Source organism: Streptomyces sp. WM6386 (assembly GCF_000972385.1).
GTDB lineage: Bacteria > Actinomycetota > Actinomycetes > Streptomycetales > Streptomycetaceae > Streptomyces.
The window spans coordinates 51,794-76,760 of record NZ_JXTE01000019.1; the positions used below are offsets into that span (position 1 = coordinate 51,794).

Consider the following 24,967-nt stretch of genomic DNA (forward strand, 5'->3'; position numbering starts at 1 on the left):
CGTCAACTTCTGTCATGCCTGCCCCCGGCGCGGAGGCCGCTGGCCCCGCAGGTCTCCCCGCGGCGAGCGGCGACGCGATACCGTGGCGTTCCTTTTCCCCACATGATCCTCGTGGCCGCCCTGGAGGTTCCGTGGTACAGGCGTACATCCTGATCCAGACGGAGGTCGGCAAAGCGTCGACCGTCGCCGAGACGATCAGCAAGATTCCTGGGGTGATCCAGGCCGAGGACGTGACAGGACCTTATGACGTGATCGTGCGGGCGCAGGCCGACACCGTGGACGACCTGGGCCGCATGGTGGTCGCGAAGGTCCAGCAAGTGGACGGCATCACCCGCACCCTGACCTGCCCGGTCGTCCATCTGTAGCCCCCGTCTACCCTTGGCCGGTGAACTTTTTCCGTCACCGGCACCGCACTGTCCTCGGGCTGCCCGCCCTGGCCCTGCTGATCGTCACCACAGGGTGCTCCTCAGCAGACGACAGTGACTCGGTGACGGTTCCCAGCCCCACGGCGAAGGTCGCGAAGCTGTGCCGAAACCTGGACAGTGTCCTGCCGGACAAGGTCGACGGTCTCGACCGGCATGATCCCGAGCCCGCGTCCGCGCTGACTGCGGGCTGGGGAAGCCCGGCGATCATACTGCGCTGCGGTGTCGTCCGGCCGCCGAAGATGGTCGACCCCAAGGTCGCGACCGGAAGCGACCCCAAGGCGATAGCGGGCGAGGTGAACGGCGTCGAGTGGCTCATGGAGAAGCAGGACGACGGATCGACCCGCTTCACCACGGCCAACCGCCGGGCGTACGTCGAGGTGACGGTCCCCGAGGGGCGGGACACCGCGGGGATGCTGACCGACATGGCCTCGTCGGTCAAGAAGGCGATCCCCTTCGGGAAGTGAGCCCTACGGCTTCCCGGAGGGGCCGCTAGCGGAGCCCCGTGGAGCGCCTGAGCGCCGCCTGGATCAGCCGGTCCACCAGCTCCGGGTAGCTGACCCCGGTCGCCTGCCACATCTGCGGGTACATCGAGATCGGGGTGAAGCCCGGCATCGTGTTGATCTCGTTGATGACGAACTCCCCGTCCTCCGTGAGGAAGAAGTCCGCGCGCACCAGGCCCTCGCAGGACGCCGCGTCGAAGGCCGCCACGGCGAGGCGCTGGACCTCCGCCGTCTCCTGCGGGGTCAGCGGGGCCGGGACGATGCCCGGGGTGGAGTCGATGTACTTGGCCTCGAAGTCGTAGTACGCGTGCGCGTCCGGCGGCGGGATCTCCGCGGGGACCGAGGCCCGCGGGCCGTCCTCGAACTCCAGGACACCGCACTCGATCTCACGGCCGCGCAGCGCCGCCTCGACGAGGATCTTCGGGTCGTGCCGCTGGGCCTCGGCGATCGCCTCGTCCAGCCCGGACAGGTCGTCGACCTTGGTGATGCCGATCGACGAACCCGCGCGCGCGGGCTTCACGAACAGCGGCCAGCCGTGCTCGCCGACCAGGTCGACGATCTTCTTGCGGGCGGCCGGCTCGTCCTGCTCCCACTCACGGGGCCGAATCACCACGTACGGGCCGACCTTGAGCCCGAAGGAGGTGAACACCCGCTTCATGTACTCCTTGTCCTGGCCGACGGCCGAGGCGAGCACGCCCGAGCCGACGTACGGGACACCGGAGAGCTCCAGCAGGCCCTGGAGGGTGCCGTCCTCGCCGTAGGGGCCGTGCAGGACGGGGAAGACGACATCGACCTCGCCGAGTGCCTTGGGCACCGATCCCGGCTCGCTGTAGACGACTTCACGGTTCGCGGGGTCGACGGGGAGCACCACGCCGCCCTCCGGCGACTCGGCGAGCTCCTCGATGTCCGGCGTACGGCGGTCGGTGATCGCCATGCGTTCCGGTTCGTCGGCGATGAGGGCCCAACGCCCGTCCCTGGTGATGCCGATCGGCAGGACCTCGTACTTGGTCCGGTCGATGGCCTTGAGGACGGCGCCGCCGGTGACCACGGAGATCCCGTGTTCGGAGCTGCGCCCGCCGGACACGACGGCCACGCGCGGCTTGCGAGGCGGCTGCTCGGGGCTCTGGGAGAGGTTCTCGGTGCTCATATCGCGTTGAGAGTACCCGTTGGTAGAGCCCCGATACAGCGTGACTCAGGGGGCGTCGCTCAGCGTCGTTCGGGCTTCGCGCTGCGCGACATCAGCTCCTTGACGGCGACCACCGGAGGCTTGCCCTCGTGCACGATGGCGACGACCGTCTCGGTGATCGGCATGTCGACGCCGTGCCTGCGCGCCAGATCCAGCACGGACTCACAGGACTTGACGCCCTCGGCGGTCTGCTTGGTGACCGCGATGGTCTCCTGCAGGGTCATGCCCTTGCCGAGGTTGGTGCCGAAGGTGTGGTTGCGCGACAGCGGCGAGGAGCAGGTCGCCACCAGGTCGCCCAGACCGGCGAGTCCGGAGAACGTCAGCGGGTCGGCGCCCATCGCCAGCCCCAGGCGCATCGTCTCGGCGAGACCTCGCGTGATGAGCGAGCCCTTGGTGTTGTCGCCGAGCCCCATGCCGTCCGCGATACCGACGGCGAGCCCGATGACGTTCTTCACGGCACCGCCCAGCTCGCAACCGATCACGTCCGTCTCGGTGTACGGCCTGAAGTACGGCGTGTGGCAAGCCGACTGGAGCCGCCGGGCCACCGTCTCGTCCGTGCACGCGACCACCGCGGCGGCCGGCATGCGGGCCGCGATCTCGCGGGCGAGGTTGGGTCCGGTGACCACGGCGATGCGGTTCGGGCCGACCTTGGCGACATCCTCGATGACCTCGCTCATCCGCATGGCGGAGCCGAGTTCGACGCCCTTCATGAGGGAGACGAGGACCGTGTCGGGCGCGAGCAACGGCACCCACTCGGCGAGGTTGCCGCGCAACGTCTGTGAGGGGACGGCGAGTACGGTGAAGTCGGCGTCGCGCGCGGCCTCGGCGGCGTCCGTCGTCGCCCGTAGGTTTTCCGGGAGTTCGACGCCGGGCAGGTAGTCCGGGTTGGTGTGCGTGGAGTTGACCGCGTCCGCGAGTTCGGCGCGGCGGCCCCACAGGGTGACCTCGCAGCCCGCGTCGGCCAGCACCATGCCGAAGGCGGTGCCCCACGATCCGGTGCCGAAGACGGCCGCCTTGACCGGCTTGCTCACTTGCTCTGCCCCTCTTCCTGCTCGACCTTCGCCTGAGCCTGCGCGGAGGACCTGCGCCGCTGCTCGATCCGCTCCTGGCGCGGGTCGTAAGGTGACTCGGGCGCCTTCTCGCCGCGAATCTCCTCCAGTTGGCGGGTGACCGCGGCCATGATGACCTCGGTCGCCTCCTTCAGGAGCTCCGGGCTCATCTCCTTGTCGTAGAAGCGCGACAGGTCCACGGGGGGACCCGCGAGGACGTGCGAGGTCTTGCGGGGGCGGAGGTTGAGCTTCTTGGCGTACGGCGGCAGCAGTTCGTTGGCGCCCCACTGCGCGACCGGGATCACCGGGCACTTGGTCTGCAGGGCCACGCGCGCGGCGCCGGTCTTGCCGGTCATGGGCCACTGGTCGGGGTCCCGGGTGATGGTGCCCTCGGGGTAGAACGCGACGCACTCGCCGCGTTCCACGGCGTCGATGGCGGCCCGGAAGGCGCTCAGCGCGTCCGTGGTCTCGCGGTAGACGGGGATCTGTCCGGTGCCGCGCATCATGGCGCCGATGAATCCCTTGTTGAAAAGACCACTCTTCGCGAGGAATCGCGGAACACGGCCGGTGTTGTACTGAAAGTGTGCGTAGGCGAAGGGATCGACGTGCGAATTGTGGTTCACCGCGGTGATAAATCCGCCGTCGGCCGGAATGTTCTCCATTCCGCGCCAGTCCCGCTTGATCAGAACCACCAGAGGCGGTTTGGCGATCACCGCTGCGAGGCGGTACCAGAAGCCGATTCTGCGGCGGGGCACGCGGACACCTTCCTCTAGGGCCTGAGGGCCGGACAAGTGTCGCCCCAGGCCGCCCGTCTGTCGAGAACACCGTACGCCTAGCGGCGACGGCCGCCAGATGGCCCAGGTGACGGCTGAGTGACAATGCTCGCGACAAGAGAGGGACGGAACGCTCGTGCAGTGGACCTTGGTCATACCCCTGAAGCCCCTGGCGCGCGCCAAGAGCAGGCTCTCGGACACCGCCGCCGACGAGTTGCGTCCGGGCCTGGCCCTCGCCTTCGCCCAGGACACGGTGGCAGCCGCGCTGGCCAGCCCTGCCGTCAGGGATGTGGCGGTCGTCACGGACGACACCTTGGCGGCGCGGGAGCTGATCGCCCTGGGCGCCCGCGTCATCCCCGACGAGCCGCGCGCGGGCCTGAACGCGGCGTTGGCACACGGGGCGGCGACCGTACGTGCTCGGCGCCCCGAAAGCGCCGTGGCAGCCCTGAATGCCGATCTGCCGGCATTGCGCCCGCTGGAATTGGCCCGGGTCCTGGATGCGGCCGCCGAATTCCCCCGCGCTTTTCTCCCGGATGCGGCAGCAATCGGTACGACACTGCTGGCCGCGGGGAAGAGCCACGAATTGCGCCCCGCTTTCGGCACTGATTCCCGGGCCCGCCATCGCGCGTCAGGGGCGGTGGAACTGTGTCTCACCGAGGTGGATTCCGTACGCCAGGACGTGGACACCGGCGCGGACCTTCGGGTGGCACTGGCGCTGGGAGTGGGACCGCGGACGGCGACGGCAACGGCGGGACTGTTGATCACCGGCCAGTAGGAGCGCCCCAAAGGGGCGCGGGGCTGTATCGATATGCGGCTCCGCCGCGTGGGCGCGACCAGCCACAACGCAACCCGCACCCGACAACGAACCACTACCCTGGCGACCATGCAGGCCACCGCGTACACCTACGACGCCGATACCCGCACCGGCAGCGTGCTGCTCGACGACGGCACCCCCGTCGCCTTCGACACAGCGGCCTTCGACGCAGGCGGTTTGCGACTGCTGCGGCCCGGACAGCGGGTGCGGATCGAACGGGATGACGCCAAGATCACCCTCGTAACCCTCCAGACCTTCTGAACATGCCGCGGGCCGGACTCCGACACGGAGTCCGGCCCGGCGCGTGAGCACCCCTGCGCCCCTACCTCTTGCGGGCGGTGGTCTTCTTGGCGGTGGTCGTGCGAGCCGTGGACTTCTTGGCGGGGGCCTTCTTGGCCGTCGCCTTCTTCGCCGGGGCCTTCTTGGCCGTCGCCTTCTTGGCGGTGGTCTTCTTCGCGGCGGTGGTCTTGGCGGCGCCCGTGGTCTTCTTGGCCGTCGTCTTCTTCGCCGTGGTCTTCTTCGCGGTCGCCGTGGTCTTCTTGGCGGTCGTCTTCTTCGCCGTGGTCTTCTTCGCGGCGGCCGTCGCCCTCTTCGCCGGGGCGGCCTTCTTCGCGGCGGCCTTCTTGACCGTCGCCGAAGCCCCGCCGGTCAGGCTGCCCTTGGGCGCCTTCTTGACCGCGACGTCGTTCTTCGGGAGCTTCTTCGTGCCGCTGACCAGGTCCTTGAAGCCCTGGCCCGCACGGAAGCGCGGAACGGAGGTCTTCTTGACCCGAACCCGCTCGCCCGTCTGGGGGTTGCGGGCGTAACGAGCCGGGCGGTCGACCTTCTCGAACGAACCGAAGCCGGTGACCGAGACCCGGTCCCCCGCCACGGTCGCGCGGACGATGGCGTCCAGGACCGCGTCGACCGCGTCGGCGGCCTGCTGACGGCCACCGACCTTGTCGGCAATCGCTTCTACGAGCTGCGCCTTGTTCACGTCTTCCCCTTCGGAGACATTGCCCGAACGAAACTGTTCAGGCTTTTTCGCACGTTAGGCAGATATATACCGCAAATCAAACACGAAACGGGCTTATCACCCTTGTGCCGCAACGGGTTCGGCTGTCTCGGACTTGTTCAGCGTTCCTCTTCGGGGAATCGACCCGCGTCGAGGTCCGCCGTGAAGGCCTCCAGACGCCTTGCCGCATCGGCGAGATCGTGCTTGGCCGCGGCCGTAATGACCAGCAGCTTCCGGGTCAGCGCCATCCGTACGCCCTCCGGGACTTGCAGTGCGCGCACTCTTGTGTGCGCTTCCTTGAGTTGGTCCGCGACTGCCGCATAGAGCTTGAGTTGGCCGTCGTGTTCCATGCACAGATTGTGCCATCTGGGGCGAGTTGTCGCCTGCTCAGGGTGCAACTGCCGCCTCAAACGGCCTTCCGGGCACTTGCGGAAGCCGCGGCTGTACACGTCGCGTACCCCGGCAACACCCCACCTAACGTGGGAAGTTGAGGACAGTCACGAGTGGGTGCAGGGCCGTTCGGGTGCAGACACAGCCGTACCCCCGATCGGGCTGATCGGGGGTACGGCGGGGGTGTTGCGGTGGCCGAAAGTCGACCTGTTGGACGCCTTGGGATCAGACCTCGAGCGTCCGCGGCTTGTACGAAGGCCGCTTGGCCTCGTAGATGGCGATGTCTTCCTCGTTCTGGAGGGTGATGGAGATGTCGTCCAGCCCGTTCAGCAGCCGCCAGCGGGAGTTCTCGTCCAGCTCGAAGCTCGCGGTGATGCCTTCGGCGCGCACCTCGCGGGCCTCCAGGTCGACCGTGATCTCGGCCTGCGGGTCCTTCTCGGCGAGCTCCTGGAGCGCGTCCACGATCTTCTGCTCCAGAACCACCGTGAGCAGGCCGTTCTTGAGCGAGTTGCCGCGGAAGATGTCGGCGAACCGGGAGGAGATGACGGTCTTGAAGCCGTAGTTCTGCAGCGCCCACACGGCGTGCTCACGGGAGGAGCCGGTGCCGAAGTCGGGGCCGGCGACCAGGACGGTCGCGCCCTTGCGCTCGGGCTGGTTGAGGATGAATTTCTCGTCCTTGCGCCAGGCCTCGAACAGCCCGTCCTCGAACCCGTCCCTGGTCACCTTCTTGAGCCAGTGAGCAGGGATGATCTGGTCGGTGTCGACGTTGGAGCGGCGCAGCGGGACGGCCCGGCCGGTGTGCGTGGTGAATGCTTCCATGACTCTCAGACTCCAGCGGCGACAGGGGCGTCGGACAGGTCGGCGGGCGAGGCCAGGTGGCCCAGCACGGCGGTCGCGGCGGCGACCTGCGGCGAGACCAGGTGCGTACGGCCGCCCTTGCCCTGCCTGCCCTCGAAGTTGCGGTTGGAGGTGGACGCGGAGCGCTCACCCGGGGCCAGCTGGTCCGGGTTCATGCCCAGGCACATCGAGCAGCCCGCGTGCCGCCATTCGGCGCCGGCCTCCTTGAAGACGACGTCCAGGCCCTCGGAGACGGCCTGCAGACCGACCCGCGCGGAGCCGGGGACAACCAGCATCCGTACGCCGTCGGCGACTTTGCGGCCCTTGACGAGCTCGGCGGCGGCGCGCAGGTCCTCGATACGGCCGTTGGTGCACGAACCTACGAAGACGGTGTCCACCTTGATGGAGCGCAGCGGCTGTCCGGCCTCCAACCCCATGTATTCCAGGGCCTTTTCGGCGGCGTGGCGCTCCGAAGCGTCTTCGTACGAAGCAGGATCGGGGACGTCCGCCGAAAGCGGCGCGCCCTGGCCCGGGTTGGTGCCCCAGGTGACGAACGGCGACAGCTCGTCGGCCTTGATGACGACCTCGGCGTCGAACTCCGCGTCCTCGTCCGACTTCAGCGTCTTCCAGTACGCGACGGCCGCGTCCCAGTCCTCGCCCTTGGGGGCGTGCACACGGCCCTCGAGGTAGTCGAAGGTGGTCTGGTCGGGGGCGATCATGCCCGCGCGGGCGCCGGCCTCGATCGACATGTTGCAGATGGTCATCCGGGCCTCCATCGAGAGCTTCTCGATGGCGGAGCCGCGGTACTCCAGGACATAGCCCTGGCCGCCGCCGGTGCCGATCCGCGCGATGATCGCCAGGATCAGGTCCTTGGCGGTGACGCCGTCGGGCAGTTCGCCGTCGACCGTGATGGCCATGGTCTTCGGACGGACCAGCGGCAGCGTCTGGGTGGCCAGCACATGCTCCACCTGGGAGGTGCCGATGCCGAACGCCAGACCGCCGAAGGCGCCGTGCGTGGAGGTGTGGGAGTCACCGCAGACGACCGTCATGCCGGGCTGGGTCAGACCCAGCTGCGGGCCCACGACGTGGACGACACCCTGCTCGACGTCGCCCAGCGAGTGCAGGCGCACACCGAACTCGGCGGCGTTCTTGCGCAGCGTCTCCAGCTGGACACGGGAGACCGGGTCCGCGATGGGCTTGTCGATGTCGAGGGTCGGGGTGTTGTGATCCTCGGTGGCGATGGTCAGGTCGAGCCTGCGCACCGGGCGACCGCTCTTGCGAAGGCCGTCGAAGGCCTGCGGGCTGGTCACTTCGTGCAGCAGGTGCAGATCGATGAAGAGGAGGTCGGGCTCGCCCTCGGCGCGCCGGACGACATGGTCGTCCCAGACCTTCTCCGCGAGTGTCCTACCCATCGCTTTCCCTCCGGCCGGCAAATGGTGCGCCGGCCCAACTAGAGATCTTCAGGAAGCGGCGCCCGCACCCCCTGGTTTCCCGGGCAGCCGCCACCAGGCCCGTTGGTCCGCGGGCCGCTGTGTATCCAAGGGTTGCGCGTCTCACGAAAAAAGGAACTTGCGTTTCACAGAGTGAGACGTGAGTATCGTTTCATGGACAACAGTAGCGGCGTCGGCGTTCTGGACAAGGCAGCCCTTGTCCTCAGCGCCCTGGAGTCCGGTCCGGCCACCCTCGCAGGTCTTGTGGCGGCCACCGGACTGGCACGGCCCACGGCCCACCGGCTGGCCGTGGCCTTGGAACACCACCGTATGGTGGCGCGCGACATGCAGGGTCGTTTCATTCTCGGCCCCCGGCTGGCGGAGCTGGCCGCGGCCGCGGGCGAGGACCGTCTCCTCGCCACGGCGGGCCCGGTGCTCACGCATCTCCGTGACATCACGGGCGAGAGCGCGCAGCTCTACCGCCGCCAGGGCGACATGCGCATCTGCGTCGCCGCGGCCGAGCGGCTGTCCGGACTTCGGGACACCGTCCCGGTCGGTTCGACGCTCACGATGAAGGCCGGCTCCTCGGCCCAGATCCTGATGGCCTGGGAGGAGCCCGAGCGCCTCCACCGCGGCCTGCAGGGCGCCCGTTTCACGGCCACCGCGCTCTCGGGCGTACGACGCCGGGGCTGGGCCCAGTCCATCGGTGAGCGCGAGCCGGGCGTCGCGTCCGTCTCCGCGCCCGTACGCGGTCCCTCCAACCGTGTCGTTGCCGCCGTCTCGGTCTCGGGCCCCATCGAGCGCCTGACGCGCCACCCGGGCCGTATGCACGCCCAGGCGGTCATCGACGCCGCCGCCCGCCTCTCCGAGGCCCTGCGCCGCACCGGCTGACCGGCTCGGGACACCACAGCGGGGAGGACCTGCCCCAACGCCGCGGCAGGCCCTCCCCGTCCCCCGATCCCCCGTCACTTGGCTTCTTCGGCCACCTTCGCCTTCGCCGACCGGTGCGCGAAGCGGTCCTTGCCGGTACGCCCCCGCCGCTCCAGCGGCACCTGACCGTGCGCCGCCGCGAGTCCGAAGGCCGGCATGTCGGCGTAGATCGACTCGTACGACCCCTCGGGCACGACATAGGTCTCGTGCCACAGCCCGACGTGCTGTCTGGCCTTCCCCGCCTTCTCCTTGCGGTTGATGATCGCCCACGCCCGGCGGTGGAACATGTCCGGTGCCTGCGCGTAGGCGTAGAGCTTCTCCTTGGACTCCCAGTACTGGACGACGTAGTACGTCCGCGGGCCGGCCGTCAGCAGGACATGGCCGAGCAGTCCCCGCTCGGGGGCCTTCCCCAGCTCGCGCAGCATCCGCGGCATGGCCAGGAGCACCGGGAGCCAGTGGTGCGCGGCCCAGAAGTGGTTGATGCGCATACCGATCAGCAGGACGACCACATCGCCCTCGGTGTCGGCGGTGGTGCGACCCGGTACCGGGTTGGCGAACATGACGAGCCCCCGTCCCCCCTGTCGGATAGCAGCGCTATCCTCCTGAGTGATGCTTGGATAGTGGCACTCCCCAATGAAGGGCGCAAGACATGCGACTGGCTGAACTGAGCGAGCGCAGCGGGGTGTCCACCGCGACGATCAAGTACTACCTGCGCGAAGGGCTGTTGGCGCCCGGCCGGCAGATCAACGCGACGACGGCCGAGTACGACGAGGAGCATCTGCGTCGGCTGCGGCTGGTCCGCGCGATGCTCCAGGTCGGCCGGGTGCCGGTGGCGACGATCAGGGAAGTGCTGACGCACGTTGACGACGACTCGCTGCCCCGTGCGCTCCGCCTGGGCTCGGCGGTCTGGGCGCTGCCGCAGGTACCGGAGCCGGACGCGGACGACGAGTTCGTACAGGGCGCGCGCGTCGCGATGGAGGACCTGCTGCGAACGCTGGGCTGGTCCAACGCGCAGGCCCTCGCGCCGCTCTCGCCGTCCTTCCGCTCCCTGGTGGTGGCGGCGGCCGCGCTGCGTCGCCTCGGATACGACTGGGGTCTCGAAGCCCTGGTGCCCTACGCGCGGCTCATGCAGCAAGTGGCCCAGCTGGACATGGAGTTCATGGAGTCGCATGTCTCGGAGGCAGAGAAGGCGGAGGTCGCGGTGCTGGGTGTGGTGCTCGTCGAGCCGATACTCCAGGCGCTGCACCGGCTGGCGCAGGAGGAGGAGTCGACGCGGAGGTACGGCTACGAGTAGGCGCCGGGAACGGCGAAGGCCCCCCACCGAAGTGGAGGGCCTTCACTCTGCGTACCCCCGACCGGATTCGAACCGGCGCTACCGCCTTGAGAGGGCGGCGTGCTAGGCCGCTACACAACGGGGGCCCTAGCGATCCTGCGTTTCCGCAGTTCCGAGCTGGTCTACCTGGACTCGAACCAAGAATGACGGTACCAGAAACCGTAGTGTTGCCAATTACACCATAGACCAATAAGGTTGAAACCTTTTCGTACCCCCGACCGGATTCGAACCGGCGCTACCGCCTTGAGAGGGCGGCGTGCTAGGCCGCTACACAACGGGGGCCCTAGCGATCCTGCATCGAGGTCGGCGGGAGCTACCCTGACCATCCCCGCGGGAAGGATCTGTACCCCCGACCGGATTCGAACCGGCGCTACTGCCTTGAGAGGGCAGCGTGCTAGGCCGCTACACAACGGGGGCTTCGCGGAGCTGGTCTCCGCTTGTGCAGATGAGCTCTGCGAGCTGGCCTACCTGGACTCGAACCAAGACTAACGGAACCAGAAACCGTCGTGCTGCCAATTACACCATAGGCCACTGGAACTCAAGTCCCTGAAGGGATCTTGTTCTAGTGTGCTCCCCCGGTTTCCGGCCTTTCGGCCCGCTCTCCGGCGGCGCAGGAAGAACATTACCCGAAGGTGGACGGGGCTCCAAAACGGGTATCCGCGCCGAGGATCGCGGGGAGTTCGGCGAGGGTGGCGATCCGGTGGGGGCCGACTGGGGCAGTGCCGGTCGCGTACACACCGTCGCGGTCGATCCAGAAGGAACGCAGGCCGGCCTCGGCGGCACCGCGTCCGTCGATCTCCGGATGGTCACCGACGTAGGCCACCTGCTCCGGGGCGAGTTCCAGGGCCTCGCAGGCCGCGTGGAAGGCACCGGCCTGCGGCTTGGAGACGCCGAGTTCGGCGGCGCAGAGGACGGCCTCGAAGCGGTCGTACACGCCGAGGGCGCGCAGTTTGCGGTCCTGGACGTGGATGCTGGAGTTGGAGAGCACCGCGTGCCGGTGGCTGGCGGCCAGGGCGTCCAAGACGGGCAGGACGTCCGGGAAGAGGGCCCAGACCGTCTCGTAATGCGCGACGTACCGCTGGAACCAGGCGTCGGCCTCCGTATCGCTCAGCTCCACGCCGAGGAATGCCCGCACCCGGTCCCGGCGCTGCCCCTGGAAGTCGACCTCCCCCGCCGAGAACCGCGCCCACTGGACGTCGGTGATCTCCCGCCAGCTCACGATGGCCTGCTCGACGTTCTCGTACGCCTCCAACAGCCCCTCGGCCGCGAGGTGCAGGCGCATTCCGGCGCGGTCGGCGCCGGTGTAGTCGAAGAGGGTGTCGTCGACGTCCCAGACCACGGCACGGATGCTCATGGTCCGACGGTAACCCTGAGGGCGGGCTCGCGGGCCCGATACGGCGAAGGGGGGCGACTGGCACACTGAGGTCATGAGCGAGTACCGCGTCCAGTTCACCGTCGAAGCCCGTGCGGCCTACGACGCCCTGCCCCCTTCACGTCAGGAGCATCTGGACAGAGCGGTACGGATACTGGCACGCGACCCGTTCCGGAAACACTCGACCGCGCAATTGGGTCCCGACGAGCATCTCCGCAAGGCGTACGTCGCCCCCGGCGTGATGCTGGAGTACATGGTGGCCGGCGCGATCATGGTCGTCGTGGTGCTGGAGATCTTCGACGAGAGCGCCTATCTGATCGACGAAGCCGACGCACAGTGACCGCCGATACGTGAAGGGGCGGTACCCGGAATTCCCGGTACCGCCCCTTCGCGCTTGCGTGACCTACGCCGCGAGCTTCGCCAGCGCCGCGTCGATGCGGGCCAGGGTCGTCTCCTTGCCCAGGATCTCCAGGGACTCGAAGAGGGGCAGGCCGACCGTGCGGCCGGTGACGGCGACGCGGACCGGGGCCTGGGCCTTGCCGAGCTTGAGGCCGTGGGCCTCGCCGGCGGCCAGGACGGCCTCCTTGAGGGACTCCGCGGAGGTCCAGTCCGCCGACTCCAGCTTCTCGCGGGCGGTCCTCAGGAGGGCGTCGCTGCCCTCCTTCATCGCCTTCGTCCAGCTCGCCTCGTCGAAGACCGGCTCCGCCAGGAACAGGAAGTCGACGTTGTCCGTGATCTCCGAGAGGACCTTCAGACGGGTCTGGGCGTGCGGGGCGATCGCGTGCCACTTGGACTCGTCGAAGTCCTCCGGCGCCCAGGGGGCGAACGGGGCCCGCAGCCAGGGGGCGCAGCGCTCGGTGAAGTCCTTCACGTCCAGCAGGCGGATGTGGTCGCCGTTGATCGACTCGCACTTCTTGAGGTCGAAGCGGGCCGGGTTGGGCTGGACGTCCGCGATGTCGAAGGCCGCGACCATCTCGTCCATCGTGAAGATGTCCTGGTCGGCCGAGAGCGACCAGCCGAGGAGGGAGAGGTAGTTCAGCAGCCCCTCGGGCAGGAAGCCGCGCTCGCGGTACAGGTTGAGCGAGGACTCCGGGTCGCGCTTGGAGAGCTTCTTGTTGCCCTCGCCCATCACGTACGGCAGGTGGCCGAAGGACGGGGTCTGCTTGGCGATGCCCAGCTCGGTCAGCGCCTTGTACAGGGCGATCTGGCGCGGGGTGGAGGAGAGCAGGTCCTCGCCGCGCAGGACGTGGGTGATCTCCATCAGGGCGTCGTCGACGGGGTTCACCAGCGTGTAGAGGGGCGCCCCGTTGGCTCGTACGATCCCGTAGTCCGGCACGTTCTCCGCGGTGAACGTCAGCTCGCCGCGGACCAGGTCCGTGAAGGTGATCGTCTCGTCGGGCATGCGAAAACGGACGATCGGCGCCCGGCCCTGTGCCTTGTACTCCTCGACCTGCGCATCGCTCAGCTCGCGGCAGTGGCCGTCGTAGCCGGAGGGCTTGCCGGCGGCGCGGGCGGCCTCGCGGCGGGTGTCCAGCTCCTCCTGCGAGCAGTAGCAGTGGTACGCGTGACCGGCGTCCAGGAGCTTGCCCGCGACCTCCTTGTAGAGGTCCATGCGCTGCGACTGGCGGTACGGCGCGTGCGGGCCGCCGATCTCGGGGCCCTCGTCCCAGTCGAAGCCCAGCCAGCGCATCGAGTCGAGCAGCTGGCCGTAGGACTCCTCGGAGTCGCGGGCCGCGTCGGTGTCCTCGATGCGGAAGACGAGCGTGCCCTGGTGGTGCTTGGCGAACGCCCAGTTGAACAGGGCGGTGCGGACCAGGCCCACATGGGGGTTACCGGTGGGCGAGGGGCAGAAACGTACGCGGACGGGTGCGCTAGCCACGCTTGACAACCTTGTTGGTGAGAGTGCCGATGCCTTCGATGGTGACGGCGACCTCGTCGCCGACGGTGAGCGGCCCGACGCCTGCCGGGGTGCCCGTGAGGATCACGTCGCCGGGGAGCAGCGTCATGGCCTCGGAGATGTTGACGATCAGATCCTCGATCGGGTGGATCATCTCGCTGGTGCGGCCGAGCTGGCGCTGTTGGCCGTTGACCGTGAGCTGGATCGTGAGATCGGCGGGGTCGAGGTCCGTCTCCACCCAGGGGCCGAGCGGGCAGGAGGTGTCGAAGCCCTTGGCCCGGGCCCACTGCTTCTCGCGCTTCTGGACGTCGCGGGCGGTGATGTCGTTGGCGCAGGTGTAGCCGAGGATGACGTCCTTGACGCGCTCGCGCGGGACCTCGCGGCACATACGGCCGATGACCACGGCCAGCTCGGCCTCGTGGTGGAGGTCCTCGGAGAAGGACGGGTACTGGATCTCGTCGCCGGAGCCGATCACCGAGGTGGACGGCTTGAAGAAGGCGAACGGGGCGTCGGGGACCTCGTTGCCCAGTTCCCGCGCGTGCTCGGCGTAGTTGCGGCCGTAGGCGACGACCTTGTTGGGGAGCACCGGCGGCAGCAGCCGGACCTTGCTCAGCGGGACCTTCGTACCGGAGAGCTCGAAGTCCGCGAACGGGATGCCCTTGATGATGTCGAGGACGAGCTCGTCAGGCTTGTCGCCCTCGACCGCGCCGAAGGCGACGTTCCCGTCGATGGAGAATCTGGCGATGCGCACGGGATCCTTGCGCCCCTCACTTGAGCCGTCTGGAGTCTGACGCTCCAGGCTAACGCGGCAAAGGGCCGGCGCCTCGCGCATTACGCGGGCGCCCCGACGGTCGTACGGGCGTGATCTACTCGGCGGTGGCGGAGACCGGGACGTCCATCAGGATCGTGCGGCGCGGGTTGGCGGTCTGGGCCGGGAGGTCGACGGAGTGCTCCGGGAGTTCCGGGGTCTGCAGGTCGTCGGCGTCCTCGAGGTGCGCCAGCGTCGTGCGCCGCGGGTTGGCTATGTTGCGGAACATCATCGTCGTCTTCACGGTTGTACGAGACCTTGTCGTCTTCGGGCGCCGGACGGGTCCCAAGGGGCCCCGGGCGGGCGCGGGTTGTCAAAGTGTTACGTCATGTAAAGCGTCAGGCTAAACATGCGCTTCCCCTCCGAAGGCGTGAAGACCCCATGATCCGCATGTGAGTTTGCTCACGGGGTAAGACACAAAGCGGTCAATTCAGGCCCGCAACCCACCCCAACGAAACGGACATTGACTCCCTGAAGGCACCATTCCGCTCCTGATCATGGCGACTGGGACACCCTTGTCGCGCAAGGGATCCGTTCGGGTACGTCCACTTTTGAGTGGATCACTCTCTACGTCTCGTAACGCGTCCCTCACGTGGTGTCACGGAAGTCACAGCCTGGCCTACGGCCCTTGTTGGAGATCCTGCACTGTGCTGGAATCTCACGGACCGCCGCAGGAACAAGCCGGCGCACAGGGGGCGCTCCGCGCGCCGGGTGGCGGCGAGTAAGGGGGAGCCAGCGCCGGTCACTCACGACCATCGGGGGGCGTAATTCAGGGCGCCCCCTAGTACGCCGACACCGTGTCCTTCCGTTCACGCGGAGGGGCGCCTGGTCCAGAGGTTGCGACGCTAGTGCAGGGACGTTTCAAGAGGGATGGCAGCGCTTCGGCGGAGCCGGAGCCGCACGGCGGGACTGGCCCGAAAGGCGGCTCCGCGCCCCAGCACGCCCAGAACCCGGGCCAGGCGGCCACGTCCGGCGACGGGGGCGAGCGCTCCGGGCGACCCGGCGCGGCGTCCTCCGGACCCGCGAACCCCGCCGCCCCGACGGTGAAGGCGCCGACGGGCCCGACCGGCCCCGGCTCGCGAATAGCTCTGCGCAACTGGCGTATCTCCACGCGCCTGGTGTCGCTGCTCGCGCTGCCCGTGGTCGCGGCCACCTCGCTGGGCGCCCTGCGCATCAGCGACAACATGGACGACATCCAGCAGCTCGAGAACATGAAGCTGCTGACGGACATGACCAAGCAGGCGACCGCGCTGGCCGACGCGCTCCAGAAGGAGCGCGACCTGTCCGCCGGTCCGCTGGCGCACGGCTCCAGCGCGACCGAGTACACGATCAAGGGTCTGCGCGACAAGACGGACCGCGCCCTCGAGGACTTCGTCGACTCCTCGGAGGAGATCGACACCGAGGGCGGAAGCCTCCAGGGCGTCCGCGAGAACGTGGTGCTCCTGGTCAGCAACCTGCGCGGTATCGAGAAGGTTCGCAACACCGCGTACGAGCAGAAGAACAACTCCACGCAGACGGTGGAGGCCTACCACCGCCTCGTCACGCAGCTGCTCGACCTCTCGCGCGACATGGCGCAGGCGACCAGCAACCCCGAGATGATCCAGCGCACACGTGCCCTGGCGGCCTTCTCCGCCGCCAAGGAGTACTCCTCCGTGCAGCGCGCGGTCCTCGCCGCGGCCCTGCCCGCGAACAAGACGTCGTTCGGCAACCTCTCCAAGAACGACCAGCTCTACGCCCAGTCGGCCCTCTCCAACGAGGACGCCGAGATCAAGAGCTTCCAGTCGATCTACGGCAAGTCCAGCGCCGTGGAGCTGATGGAGCCCATCAGCGACAACAACTCGACCATCCAGTCCGCCGACACCTACGCCAGCCGCGCCCTGGGCTCCACGGAGGGTCTGGAGAACCTGGACAAGCGGTCCTACCAGGACTGGGTGGACGACAGCTCCTCCAAGATCGACCAGATGGGCAAGATCGAGCACACGCTGCTCGAGGAGATGGAGCAGAAGGCCCGCGAGCTGCGCAACGAGTCGGAGCAGGAAGCGATCATCTCCGGTGCGCTGATCCTGCTCGTGCTCGGCATCTCGCTCGTCGGCGCCTTCGTCGTGGCCCGATCCATGATCCGCTCGCTGCGCCGGCTGGAGGAGACCGCCACCAAGGTCGCCACGGACCGACTGCCCGAGCTGGTCAAGGCGCTGTCCGAGTCCGACCCGCAGGACGTCGACACCTCCGTGGAGTCGGTCGGTGTGCACTCCCGGGACGAGATCGGCAAGGTGGCCGCGGCCTTCGACGACGTGCACCGCGAGGCGGTCCGCCTCGCCGCCGAGCAGGCCCTGCTCCGGGGCAACGTCAACGCGATGTTCACCAACCTCTCGCGCCGCTCCCAGGGTCTTATCCAGCGCCAGCTGTCGCTGATCTCCGAGCTCGAGTCCCGTGAGGCCGACCCGGACCAGCTGTCCTCGCTGTTCAAGCTGGACCACCTCGCGACCCGTATGCGCCGTAACGGTGAAAACCTTCTGGTTCTCGCCGGTGAAGAGCCCGGCCGCCGCTGGACCCGCCCGGTCCCGCTGGTCGACGTGCTCCGCGCCGCCGCCTCCGAGGTGGAGCAGTACGAGCGCATCGAGCTGGCCTCGGTACCGACCACCGAAGTCGCCGGCCGCGTCGTCAACGACCTCGTGCACCTCCTCGCCGAGCTGCTCGAGAACGCGACCTCCTTCTCCTCGCCGCAGACCAAGGTCAAGGTCACCGGTCACGCGCTGCCCGACGGCCGCGTGCTGATCGAGATCCACGACACCGGCATCGGCCTCTCCCCCGAGGACCTCGCGGCGATCAACGAGCGGCTCGCCTCGCCGCCCACCGTGGACGTCTCGGTCTCCCGACGCATGGGTCTGTTCGTGGTCGGCCGGCTGTCGCAGCGTCACGGCATCCGCATCCAGCTGCGCCCGTCCGACTCCGGTGGTACGACCGCGCTGGTCATGCTGCCCGTCGATGTCGCCCAGGGCGGCAAGAAGCCGCAGCCCAAGCCCGGTCAGGGTGCCGGTGGCGCCCCGTCCGCCGCGCAGGCGGCCGCCGGTGTGGGCGCGGGCCGTCGTGGCCCCGGTCAGCAGGGCGGCTCGCTCGGTGCGGGTGCGGCCTTCGGTGGCGGTGCCCTCGGTGCCGGCGCTCAGCCCGGTGGCCGGCTCAATGCCGGTCAGGGGCCGCGGGCCGCGCTGCCGGGCACGGGCAACGGCGGTCGTCCGGGTGGTGCGCCGGGTGGCGCGCGCGGACCCCAGGCTCCCTCGGCTCCTGCGCAGGGCCGGCCTTCCCCGGCCGGTGCGGGCGCCGCGTTCGGCGGTCAGGCGCCGGGTGCTCCGCAGGGTCTGCAGGCCGCGGGTACGTCCGCGCCGCAGGACGCCTTCGGTGGCAGCCGCGGTCCCGTACCGCCGCAGCAGTCCGCTCCCGCGGGCAACTCCGGCGACGAGCAGCAGGGCGGCCGCCGCCGTGGGCGTCAGCTCCCGGGCCGTGGCGGTCCGCGGGCCGAACTGCCCGGCGGCGCCCCGCAGCAGCCGCGGACGCCCAGCTGGAGCGACGAGAACGCGCAGCCGCAGATCTCGCACACCTCGCTCGACACCCCGCGCGGCCATGACGAGCAGGACGCCGCGCAGACGTCCCGGATGCCGCGGATCGACGACCGGCAGGGCCCGGGCGCGACCACGGAGATGCCCGCGATCCCCCGGTCCGACGGCCGCCAGGGTCCCGGCGCCACCTCCGAGTTCGCCCGCCCGGACTTCGACGCCCCGCAGAACACCGGCCAGTTCGCCCGCTCCGAGTACGACGCCCCGCAGAACACGGGCCAGTTCGCGCGCCCCGGTACCGAGGCTCCGCAGAACGGCACGGGTTCGTTCGTCCGCCCGGACGTCTTCGGCGCCCCGGGGCAGAACAGCCCCTCGGCGACAGGCCAGTTCACGGCTCCGCAGGGCTACGACAACGGCTCCACGGGCCAGTTCCCGATGCCGGGTCAGGACAGCGGCTCCACCGGCCAGCACGCTCTGCCGGGTCACCAGAACCCGCAGCACACCGGCCAGTTCGAGCGGCCGCAGACGAACGGTGGACGGGGTCCGGCCGACTTCGGCGCCCCGCGTCCCCCGGTCCCGCCGCGTCCTCAGCGTCCCGCCCGTCAGGAGCCCGAGGCGCTGCCTCCGGCGACGAGCGCCGGCGACGGACGGACGCCGCTGTACGACACCCTGGAGACCAACTGGTTCCACGGTCAGCAGGGTGGCCAGCAGGGCAGCGCTCCGGCTCAGGCCCCGCAGCAGCCGCAGACTCCCGCGGCACCCCAGTCCCCCGCATCCGCTCCTCAGCGGACCGCGGCCAACGCCTCCTGGCGCAGCTCGCCGAACGACGATCTCGTCCGGCAGGCCGAGCGGGTCAGGCAGCCGGCCGCGGGCGGAGTCACCACCTCCGGCCTGCCGCGCCGGGTGCCCCGGGCGAACCTCGTCCCGGGCACGGCTCAGCAGCAACAGCACCAATCCGGTCCGGCAGTCTCCCGTGCGCCTGATGACGTACGCGGCCGTCTGACCAATCTTCGTCGGGGTATCGCGCAAGGTCGTCAGGCCGGCACCGGCCAGACGGGCAGCTTCCCGAGCCCCACTCACCAGCAGGAGCGTTAGTTGAGCCCGATGAGCCAGGCGGCACAGAACCTGAACTGGTTGATCACCAACTTCGTGGACAACACCCCTGGGGTGTCCCACACCGTCGTCGTGTCCGCCGACGGCCTTCTGCTGGCGATGTCCGAGGGTTTCCCGCGGGACCGTGCCGACCAGCTGGCGGCCGTCGCGTCGGGTCTCACCTCACTGACGGCCGGGGCCTCCCGGATCTTCGAGGGCGGCAACGTGGCACAGACGGTCGTCGAGATGGAGCGGGGTTTCCTGTTCCTGATGTCCGTCTCGGACGGCTCGTCCCTGGCCGTGCTGGCGCACCCCGACTGCGACATCGGCCTGGTCGGCTACGAGATGGCCCTGCTCGTCGACCGCGCGGGGGCGGTCCTCACGCCTGATCTCCGCGCCGAACTACAGGGCAGTCTGCTTCACTGACCGGCCCCGGATCCACCCGTCTCACCAAATCACCGTCCGGCCGCCACAATCCCCCCACCGGCCATGTCAGACGGCTTGACTGACCGACTTGCTGTCCCGTCCGGAGGATTCATGACCCCGCCCACCGCCTCTCATGATCCGTACGCGGAGCCGTACGAGGATGAGGGCGACCAGCCGCTGGTACGTCCGTACGCGATGACCGGCGGCCGGACCCGGCCGCGCTACCAGCTCGCCATAGAGGCCCTGATCAGCACCACGGCCGACCCGGCGGCACTGATGGGCCTGCTCCCCGAGCACCAGCGCATCTGCCACCTGTGCCGTGAGGTGAAGTCGGTCGCCGAGGTGTCGGCGCTCCTGGCCATGCCGCTCGGTGTGGCCCGCATCCTCGTCGCGGACCTCGCCGAGGCGGGTCTCGTCGCCATCCACCAGCCGGGCGGCGACGAGAGCACCGGCGCTCCGGACGTGACACTGCTCGAAAGGGTGCTCAGTGGACTTCGCAAGCTCTGACGGAGGCCGGGCGACCACCTCCGCGAAGATCGTGGTGGCCGGCGGCTTCGGCGTCGGCAAGACCACGTTCGTGGGCGCCGTCTCCGAGATCAACCCGCTGCGCACCGAGGCCGTCATGACCTCGGCGAGCGCGGGGATCGACGACCTCACGCACACCGGGGGCAAGACGACCACCACGGTCGCCATGGACTTCGGCCGCATCACCCTGGACCAGGACCTGATCCTGTACCTCTTCGGTACGCCCGGTCAGGACCGCTTCTGGTTCATGTGGGACGACCTGGTGCGCGGTGCCATCGGCGCGATCGTGCTGGTGGACACCCGCCGTCTCGCCGACTGCTTCCCCGCGGTCGACTACTTCGAGAACAGCGGCCTCCCCTTCGTCGTCGCGCTCAACGGCTTCGAGGGGCACCAGCCCTACGCGCCCGAGGAGGTGCGCGAGGCGCTCCAGATCGGTCCGGACACCCCGATCATCACGACGGACGCCCGCCACCGCTCGGATGCGAAGAGTGCCCTGATCACGCTGGTCGAGCACGCTTTGATGGCACGGCTGCGGTAGCACTCAAATCGTCCGTGTCATACGGAAGTTGTCGTAGACGCCCCGGAGCCGGCTGTGTCCTTTGACACGGTCGGCCCTGGTGTTCATAACGTTTCGGCAGAGGAATCGGGTGGTACGGCCACGCGTCGTTGTCAACCGGTCTCACTGCGCTCACAAAAGCCCCGTCATTTGACGGGGCTCGCTCTTTATGACCGTTTTATCTAGGGCTTACATCACTCCGAATCCCCGCCCTCCCATGTTTGGAGGACGGTAGGCCGACATGCTGGAATGCCTGAACTGCCCAATAGTCAAAGACGTACTCACTAGTCGATGGCGCACTGGGCTCTGAGAGACTGCGGCACGACGTTGGTGCCGACCCCGCCGGAAGGTTGTTGGTCGAGTGAGGCGAAGCAAGAACGGTCCCGAGCCGTCGGCCCGGGGCAACTTCACCCCGCCGCCGCGCGGAGCGGCGCCCGCCCCTGTGCCCGGTTCGGAACCGACGGCCGCGCCCGCTCCGAGCGGCGGCCGTCTCTCCCCGCGCAACTGGCGCGTGCCGACGCGGCTGAACGCGATCCTGCTCATACCCGTGCTGGTCGGCCTCGTCATGGGCGGCTTCCAGGTGAAGAGCTCGATCGACACCTGGCAGCAGGCCGAGGACGCGGAGAAGACCGCACGCCTGGTCCGGGCCGCCCTGACCTACGGCGACGCCCTCTACACCGAGCGCGACTCCACCGCCGCCCCGCTGCTCCAGGACCTGGGCGAGGACGACAAGACGGTCGTCGCCGCCCGCAAGGCCACGGACACCGCCGCCGACGCCTTCGACGAGGCCGCGCAGAACATGCCGCAGACGGCGGGCCTCCAGCGCCGCCTCCAGATCTTCCGCAAGGTGGAGCCGAACCTCCAGAAGCTGCGCGCGACGGCGTACACCTCCAAGCGCACCGGCGTACAGACCGAAGAGGGCTACGTCGAGGTCGCGCACCCCTTGATGGAGTTCTCCAACGAGCTCGGCCTGGGCACCGGAAACATCACCAGCTACGGCCGTACCGTCTACGCGATCGCGCTGACCAAGGCCTCGCTGTCGCTCGAGCGCGCCATCGGTATGCACCTGCTGATCAAGCCGGGCACCGACGCCAAGAGCTTCGCCGCCCAGCGCACCGCGCTCACCTCGTACGCCTACCTCGAGGGCATCGCCATCGAGGAGTACATCGGTGGTGGCACCGAGGCCGACGCCCAGAAGCTGGACACCCTGCAGAAGCAGGCGCTGGCCGACGGCGCGACGGCGGCCAAGGAAGCCAAGCAGAAGAACTCCGCCTATGTGCCGCCGCCGTCCGACCCGGTCGACATGGTCCGGGGCATCGGCGGTCTGACCTCCACGGACAAGTCCGAGCGTGACGTGCTCGCCACGAAGGGGATCACCGCCGAGAACTGGTGGGCGGTCAACACCCTCAAGTACAACGTCTACCGGACGATCGAGTCCGACATGGCCGACAAGGCCGTGGACGAGGCCGCCAGCATCGCCGACGAGGCCCAGCGCGACGCCTTCATCACCGGTGCCGCCGTCGTGGTCGCCCTGCTCGCCGCGTTCATCCTGGCCGGCATGGTGGCCCGCCAGATGTCCCGCTCGATGCGCCAGCTGCGCAACGCCGCCTTCGGTATCGCCGAGCAGCGCCTGCCGATGCTGGTCGACCAGCTCTCCCGCACCGACCCCGGCCGGGTCGACACCCGGGTCACGCCGATCCCGATCACCTCGACCGACGAGATCGGCGAAGTCGCCCGCGCCTTCGACCAGGTCCACCGCGAGGCCGTCCGGCTCGCCGCCGAGCAGGCCCTCCTGCGGGGCAACATCAACGCGATCTTCACCAACCTGTCGCGCCGCAACCAGTCCCTGATCGAGGGCCAGCTGACCCTCATCACCGAACTGGAGAACAACGAGGCCGACCCGGACCAGCTGGAGAACCTCTTCCGCCTGGACCACCTCGCGACCCGTATGCGCCGCAACGGCGAGAACCTCCTGGTCCTCGCCGGCGAGGAGCCCGGCCGCCGCTGGGACCAGCCGGTCCCGCTGGTCGACGTGCTCCGCGCCGCCTCCTCCGAGGTGGAGCAGTACGAGCGCGTCGAGCTCTCGGGCGTCCCGGAGGCCGAGATCCACGGCCGCGCCGTGACCGACCTCGTGCACCTGCTCGCCGAGCTCCTGGAGAACGCCACCACGTTCTCCTCCCCGCAGACCAAGGTCCGCGTGACCGCGACCCGTCTCCCCGACGGCCGCGTGATGATCGAGATCCACGACAAGGGCATCGGCCTCACCGCCGAGGACTTCGCGGACATCAACCACAAGCTGGCCAACCCGCCGACCGTGGACGCCGCGATCTCGCAGCGCATGGGTCTGTTCGTGGTCGGCCGGCTGTCCGACCGGCACGGCATCCGCGTCCAGCTGCGTCCCTCGGGCGAGCAGGCCGGTACGACCTCGCTGGTCATGCTGCCGGACGCGATCACCCACGGTGGTGGTGGCGAGCAGCAGCAGCCGTCCCAGGACGAGTTCACGGTCTCGCAGATCATCCCGGAGCAGAGCTTCGGCGGCGAGAACTTCAACAACGGCCTGCCGATGCGCACGGCCGCCGAGCTCGGCTTCGACGACAGCCGCTACACCGAGGTCCCGGACGACATACGCGAGCTGGACCCCGTGGGCCGCTCCCTCATGCGTGAGGAGCGCCGCGCGGCCCTGGAGGCCCAGCACGGCCAGCCGTCCCTGGACGGCCCCGCAAACTCGTACGCCGACGAGTTCGACGCGCAGCAGGCCGCCTACGACAACGGCCACGGCGGCTTCCAGCAGCCCTCCGGCTACGAGGAGCAGCAGCAGGCGCCCTACGCCGAGCCGCAGCGCGCCGCGTACGAGGAGCCGCAGCAGGCGTCGTACGACGAGCAGTACTACGCGCCGAACGGCGGTGTGCCGCAGAACGACGCCTTCTCGCCGAACGGCGGCTACCCCGAGCCCACGTATGCGGAGCCTGCCCAGGCGGACCACACGTCGGTCCCGGAGTCCATCCCGGCCTTCGAGGAGCGGCGCTACCAGGACGACTGGCCGCAGCAGGACGGGTACCAGAACGGGTACCAGGGCCAGTACGCTCCCGAAGCGGAATCCGCGCAGGCCGCTGACGTCGGTGAGCGCGACCACGTAGGCTTCGACCGTCCGGGTCCGGCCCCGTCGGCCGCTCACGACCTGACCGAGGCGGGGCTCCCCCGCCGCGGATCCGGCGGGGGCGGAGCGAACGGCACGGCCCGTGCGAACGGAACGAACGGCACGGGCAGCACGACCGACATGTTCGGCTCGCGGCACGTGACCCAGGAACCGCCGGCCTCCGCACCGGAGAGCAACGGCAATGGCAACGGTGACTGGCGCTCGGCCAACGACGAGCGCTGGCAGCAGGCTTCGGCGCTCAAGAAGCCCAAGGCGGGCGGGGTCACCTCCTCCGGTCTGCCGAGGCGGGTGCCCAAGGCCAACCTGGTCGAGGGAGCCGCCGAGACCACCCCCCAGGGCGGCCCACAGGTCTCCCGCGCTCCCGAGGACGTCCGGGGCAGGTTGAGCAACCTGCGCCGCGGTGTCGAGCGGGGTCGCAGCGCAAGCAGTGAAACGAACGGTCAGGGCTTCGGTTCTGACAGCACCTACAACCAGGAGCGTTAGTGTGAGCCCGATGAGCCAGGCGGCACAGAACCTGAACTGGTTGATCACCAACTTCGTGGACAACACCCCTGGGGTGTCCCACACGGTGGTGGTCTCCGCCGACGGACTCCTTCTGGCGATGTCCGAGGGTTTTCCGCGTGACCGCGCCGACCAGCTTGCGGCCGTCGCCTCCGGTCTGACCTCACTGACCGCCGGTGCCTCGCGCATCTTCGAGGGCGGCAGCGTGAACCAGACGGTTGTGGAGATGGAGCGGGGATTCCTCTTCATCATGTCCGTCTCCGACGGATCCTCGCTCGCAGTTCTCGCACATCCCGAGGCGGACATCGGTCTCATCGGGTACGAGATGGCGCTTCTGGTGGACCGTGCAGGTACGGTCCTGACGCCCGACCTTCGGGCCGAGCTCCAAGGGAGCCTTCTCAACTAACAGACAGACGGTGCG

25 protein-coding genes and 5 tRNA genes are annotated in these 24,967 nt (G+C 69.1%); 13 read left to right on the forward strand and 17 right to left on the reverse strand.

The window, feature by feature from the left end:
• Positions 1–131 precede the first annotated feature (131 nt).
• Positions 132–365 (forward strand): Lrp/AsnC family transcriptional regulator, encoded by a 234-nt coding sequence (locus tag TN53_RS14455; RefSeq protein ID WP_003997603.1) that lies wholly within the window; start codon positions 132–134, stop codon positions 363–365.
• A gap of 20 nt (positions 366–385) precedes the next feature.
• Positions 386–889 (forward strand): DUF3515 domain-containing protein, encoded by a 504-nt coding sequence (locus tag TN53_RS14460; protein WP_046258867.1) that lies wholly within the window; start codon positions 386–388, stop codon positions 887–889.
• Positions 890–914: 25 nt separating this feature from the next.
• Here TN53_RS14460 and TN53_RS14465 read toward each other — a convergent pair whose 3' ends face one another.
• From TN53_RS14465 to TN53_RS14475, 3 genes are read right to left on the reverse strand one after another with little or no spacing between them, the layout of a single operon-like run.
• On the reverse strand, positions 915–2,072 hold the full coding sequence (locus TN53_RS14465; protein WP_046258868.1) for a D-alanine--D-alanine ligase family protein: 1,158 nt from the start codon (positions 2,070–2,072) through the stop codon (positions 915–917).
• Between the two features lie 59 nt (positions 2,073–2,131).
• Entirely contained in the window at positions 2,132–3,142 is a 1,011-nt protein-coding gene (locus tag TN53_RS14470) for an NAD(P)H-dependent glycerol-3-phosphate dehydrogenase (protein ID WP_046258869.1), read from the reverse strand.
• Positions 3,139–3,915, reverse strand: coding sequence for a lysophospholipid acyltransferase family protein (locus tag TN53_RS14475; RefSeq protein ID WP_046258870.1), 777 nt, complete (start codon positions 3,913–3,915; stop codon positions 3,139–3,141). The genes TN53_RS14470 and TN53_RS14475 overlap by 4 nt, the downstream gene beginning before the upstream one ends.
• Before the next feature lie 154 nt (positions 3,916–4,069).
• Here TN53_RS14475 and cofC point away from each other — a divergent pair, with 154 nt between their 5' ends.
• Together cofC and TN53_RS14485 are read left to right on the forward strand one after the other, a co-directional pair.
• Positions 4,070–4,708 carry a 2-phospho-L-lactate guanylyltransferase gene (gene cofC / locus TN53_RS14480; RefSeq protein WP_046258871.1) on the forward strand — a complete coding sequence of 213 codons (639 nt, stop codon included), beginning with the start codon at positions 4,070–4,072 and terminating at the stop codon, positions 4,706–4,708.
• Positions 4,709–4,816: 108 nt separating this feature from the next.
• Complete coding sequence (locus TN53_RS14485; RefSeq protein WP_046258872.1) at positions 4,817–5,008, forward strand: hypothetical protein; 192 nt, start codon at positions 4,817–4,819, stop codon at positions 5,006–5,008.
• Between the two features lie 61 nt (positions 5,009–5,069).
• Here the strand turns inward: TN53_RS14485 and TN53_RS14490 are convergent, their stop codons facing one another.
• The 4 genes from TN53_RS14490 to leuC all read right to left on the reverse strand — a co-directional run bounded on the left by TN53_RS14490 (position 5,070) and on the right by leuC (position 8,380).
• Positions 5,070–5,723: an HU family DNA-binding protein gene (locus TN53_RS14490; RefSeq protein WP_046258873.1), complete on the reverse strand. Its 654-nt coding sequence runs from the start codon at positions 5,721–5,723 to the stop codon at positions 5,070–5,072.
• A gap of 137 nt (positions 5,724–5,860) precedes the next feature.
• A complete protein-coding gene (locus TN53_RS14495) occupies positions 5,861–6,091 on the reverse strand; it encodes a hypothetical protein (RefSeq protein WP_046258874.1) in 231 nt (76 codons plus the stop codon).
• A gap of 265 nt (positions 6,092–6,356) precedes the next feature.
• Positions 6,357–6,950, reverse strand: a complete 594-nt coding sequence (gene leuD, locus TN53_RS14500; protein WP_046258875.1) for a 3-isopropylmalate dehydratase small subunit — start codon at positions 6,948–6,950, stop codon at positions 6,357–6,359.
• Between the two features lie 5 nt (positions 6,951–6,955).
• Positions 6,956–8,380: a 3-isopropylmalate dehydratase large subunit gene (leuC, locus tag TN53_RS14505; protein ID WP_046258876.1), complete on the reverse strand. Its 1,425-nt coding sequence runs from the start codon at positions 8,378–8,380 to the stop codon at positions 6,956–6,958.
• A 192-nt stretch (positions 8,381–8,572) separates the two neighbouring features.
• Here leuC and ndgR point away from each other — a divergent pair, with 192 nt between their 5' ends.
• Positions 8,573–9,289, forward strand: coding sequence for an IclR family transcriptional regulator NdgR (gene ndgR, locus TN53_RS14510; protein WP_007384919.1), 717 nt, complete (start codon positions 8,573–8,575; stop codon positions 9,287–9,289).
• A gap of 74 nt (positions 9,290–9,363) precedes the next feature.
• Here the strand turns inward: ndgR and TN53_RS14515 are convergent, their stop codons facing one another.
• A complete protein-coding gene (locus TN53_RS14515; protein WP_046258877.1) occupies positions 9,364–9,888 on the reverse strand; it encodes a DUF4188 domain-containing protein in 525 nt (174 codons plus the stop codon).
• Between the two features lie 89 nt (positions 9,889–9,977).
• On the opposite strand from TN53_RS14515, the gene TN53_RS14520 reads away from it, so the two are divergent.
• Positions 9,978–10,622, forward strand: a complete 645-nt coding sequence (locus TN53_RS14520; RefSeq protein WP_046258878.1) for a MerR family transcriptional regulator — start codon at positions 9,978–9,980, stop codon at positions 10,620–10,622.
• Positions 10,623–10,674: 52 nt separating this feature from the next.
• Here TN53_RS14520 and TN53_RS14525 read toward each other — a convergent pair.
• From TN53_RS14525 to TN53_RS14550, 6 genes are all read right to left on the reverse strand, one after another.
• Positions 10,675–10,747, reverse strand: a tRNA-Glu gene (locus tag TN53_RS14525).
• A gap of 31 nt (positions 10,748–10,778) precedes the next feature.
• Positions 10,779–10,850, reverse strand: a tRNA-Gln gene (locus TN53_RS14530).
• Between the two features lie 20 nt (positions 10,851–10,870).
• A tRNA-Glu gene (locus TN53_RS14535) sits at positions 10,871–10,943 on the reverse strand.
• Between the two features lie 62 nt (positions 10,944–11,005).
• Positions 11,006–11,078: transfer RNA gene (locus tag TN53_RS14540), tRNA-Glu, on the reverse strand.
• A gap of 42 nt (positions 11,079–11,120) precedes the next feature.
• Positions 11,121–11,192: transfer RNA gene (locus TN53_RS14545), tRNA-Gln, on the reverse strand.
• A 91-nt stretch (positions 11,193–11,283) separates the two neighbouring features.
• Positions 11,284–12,015: an HAD family hydrolase gene (locus TN53_RS14550; RefSeq protein ID WP_046258879.1), complete on the reverse strand. Its 732-nt coding sequence runs from the start codon at positions 12,013–12,015 to the stop codon at positions 11,284–11,286.
• 73 nt (positions 12,016–12,088) lie between these two features.
• Between TN53_RS14550 and TN53_RS14555 the strand changes: the two genes are divergently transcribed.
• A complete protein-coding gene (locus tag TN53_RS14555; protein WP_046258880.1) occupies positions 12,089–12,373 on the forward strand; it encodes a type II toxin-antitoxin system RelE family toxin in 285 nt (94 codons plus the stop codon).
• Positions 12,374–12,436: 63 nt separating this feature from the next.
• Here the strand turns inward: TN53_RS14555 and gltX are convergent, their stop codons facing one another.
• The 3 genes from gltX to TN53_RS14570 all read right to left on the reverse strand — a co-directional run bounded on the left by gltX (position 12,437) and on the right by TN53_RS14570 (position 14,982).
• Entirely contained in the window at positions 12,437–13,921 is a 1,485-nt protein-coding gene (gene gltX / locus TN53_RS14560; protein ID WP_095046487.1) for a glutamate--tRNA ligase, read from the reverse strand.
• Positions 13,905–14,681: a fumarylacetoacetate hydrolase family protein gene (locus TN53_RS14565; protein WP_046258882.1), complete on the reverse strand. Its 777-nt coding sequence runs from the start codon at positions 14,679–14,681 to the stop codon at positions 13,905–13,907. The genes gltX and TN53_RS14565 overlap by 17 nt, the downstream gene beginning before the upstream one ends.
• 115 nt (positions 14,682–14,796) lie before the next feature.
• On the reverse strand, positions 14,797–14,982 hold the full coding sequence (locus TN53_RS14570; protein ID WP_046258883.1) for a hypothetical protein: 186 nt from the start codon (positions 14,980–14,982) through the stop codon (positions 14,797–14,799).
• 604 nt (positions 14,983–15,586) lie between these two features.
• On the opposite strand from TN53_RS14570, the gene TN53_RS14575 reads away from it, so the two are divergent.
• The 6 genes from TN53_RS14575 (at position 15,587) to TN53_RS14600 (ending at position 24,952) form a co-directional block, all read left to right on the forward strand.
• Positions 15,587–19,384: a nitrate- and nitrite sensing domain-containing protein gene (locus TN53_RS14575; protein WP_046258884.1), complete on the forward strand. Its 3,798-nt coding sequence runs from the start codon at positions 15,587–15,589 to the stop codon at positions 19,382–19,384.
• A 9-nt stretch (positions 19,385–19,393) separates the two neighbouring features.
• Positions 19,394–19,807, forward strand: a complete 414-nt coding sequence (locus TN53_RS14580; protein WP_046258885.1) for a roadblock/LC7 domain-containing protein — start codon at positions 19,394–19,396, stop codon at positions 19,805–19,807.
• Positions 19,808–19,918: 111 nt separating this feature from the next.
• Positions 19,919–20,314: a DUF742 domain-containing protein gene (locus tag TN53_RS14585; RefSeq protein WP_030611532.1), complete on the forward strand. Its 396-nt coding sequence runs from the start codon at positions 19,919–19,921 to the stop codon at positions 20,312–20,314.
• The gene (locus TN53_RS14590; protein WP_046258886.1) at positions 20,295–20,870 is read left to right on the forward strand and encodes a GTP-binding protein; all 576 of its coding nucleotides are present in this window, start codon (positions 20,295–20,297) and stop codon (positions 20,868–20,870) included. The genes TN53_RS14585 and TN53_RS14590 overlap by 20 nt, the downstream gene beginning before the upstream one ends.
• Positions 20,871–21,249: 379 nt before the next feature.
• Entirely contained in the window at positions 21,250–24,528 is a 3,279-nt protein-coding gene (locus tag TN53_RS14595; protein ID WP_046258887.1) for a nitrate- and nitrite sensing domain-containing protein, read from the forward strand.
• A 10-nt stretch (positions 24,529–24,538) separates the two neighbouring features.
• Entirely contained in the window at positions 24,539–24,952 is a 414-nt protein-coding gene (locus tag TN53_RS14600; RefSeq protein WP_005479603.1) for a roadblock/LC7 domain-containing protein, read from the forward strand.
• Positions 24,953–24,967 lie beyond the last annotated feature (15 nt).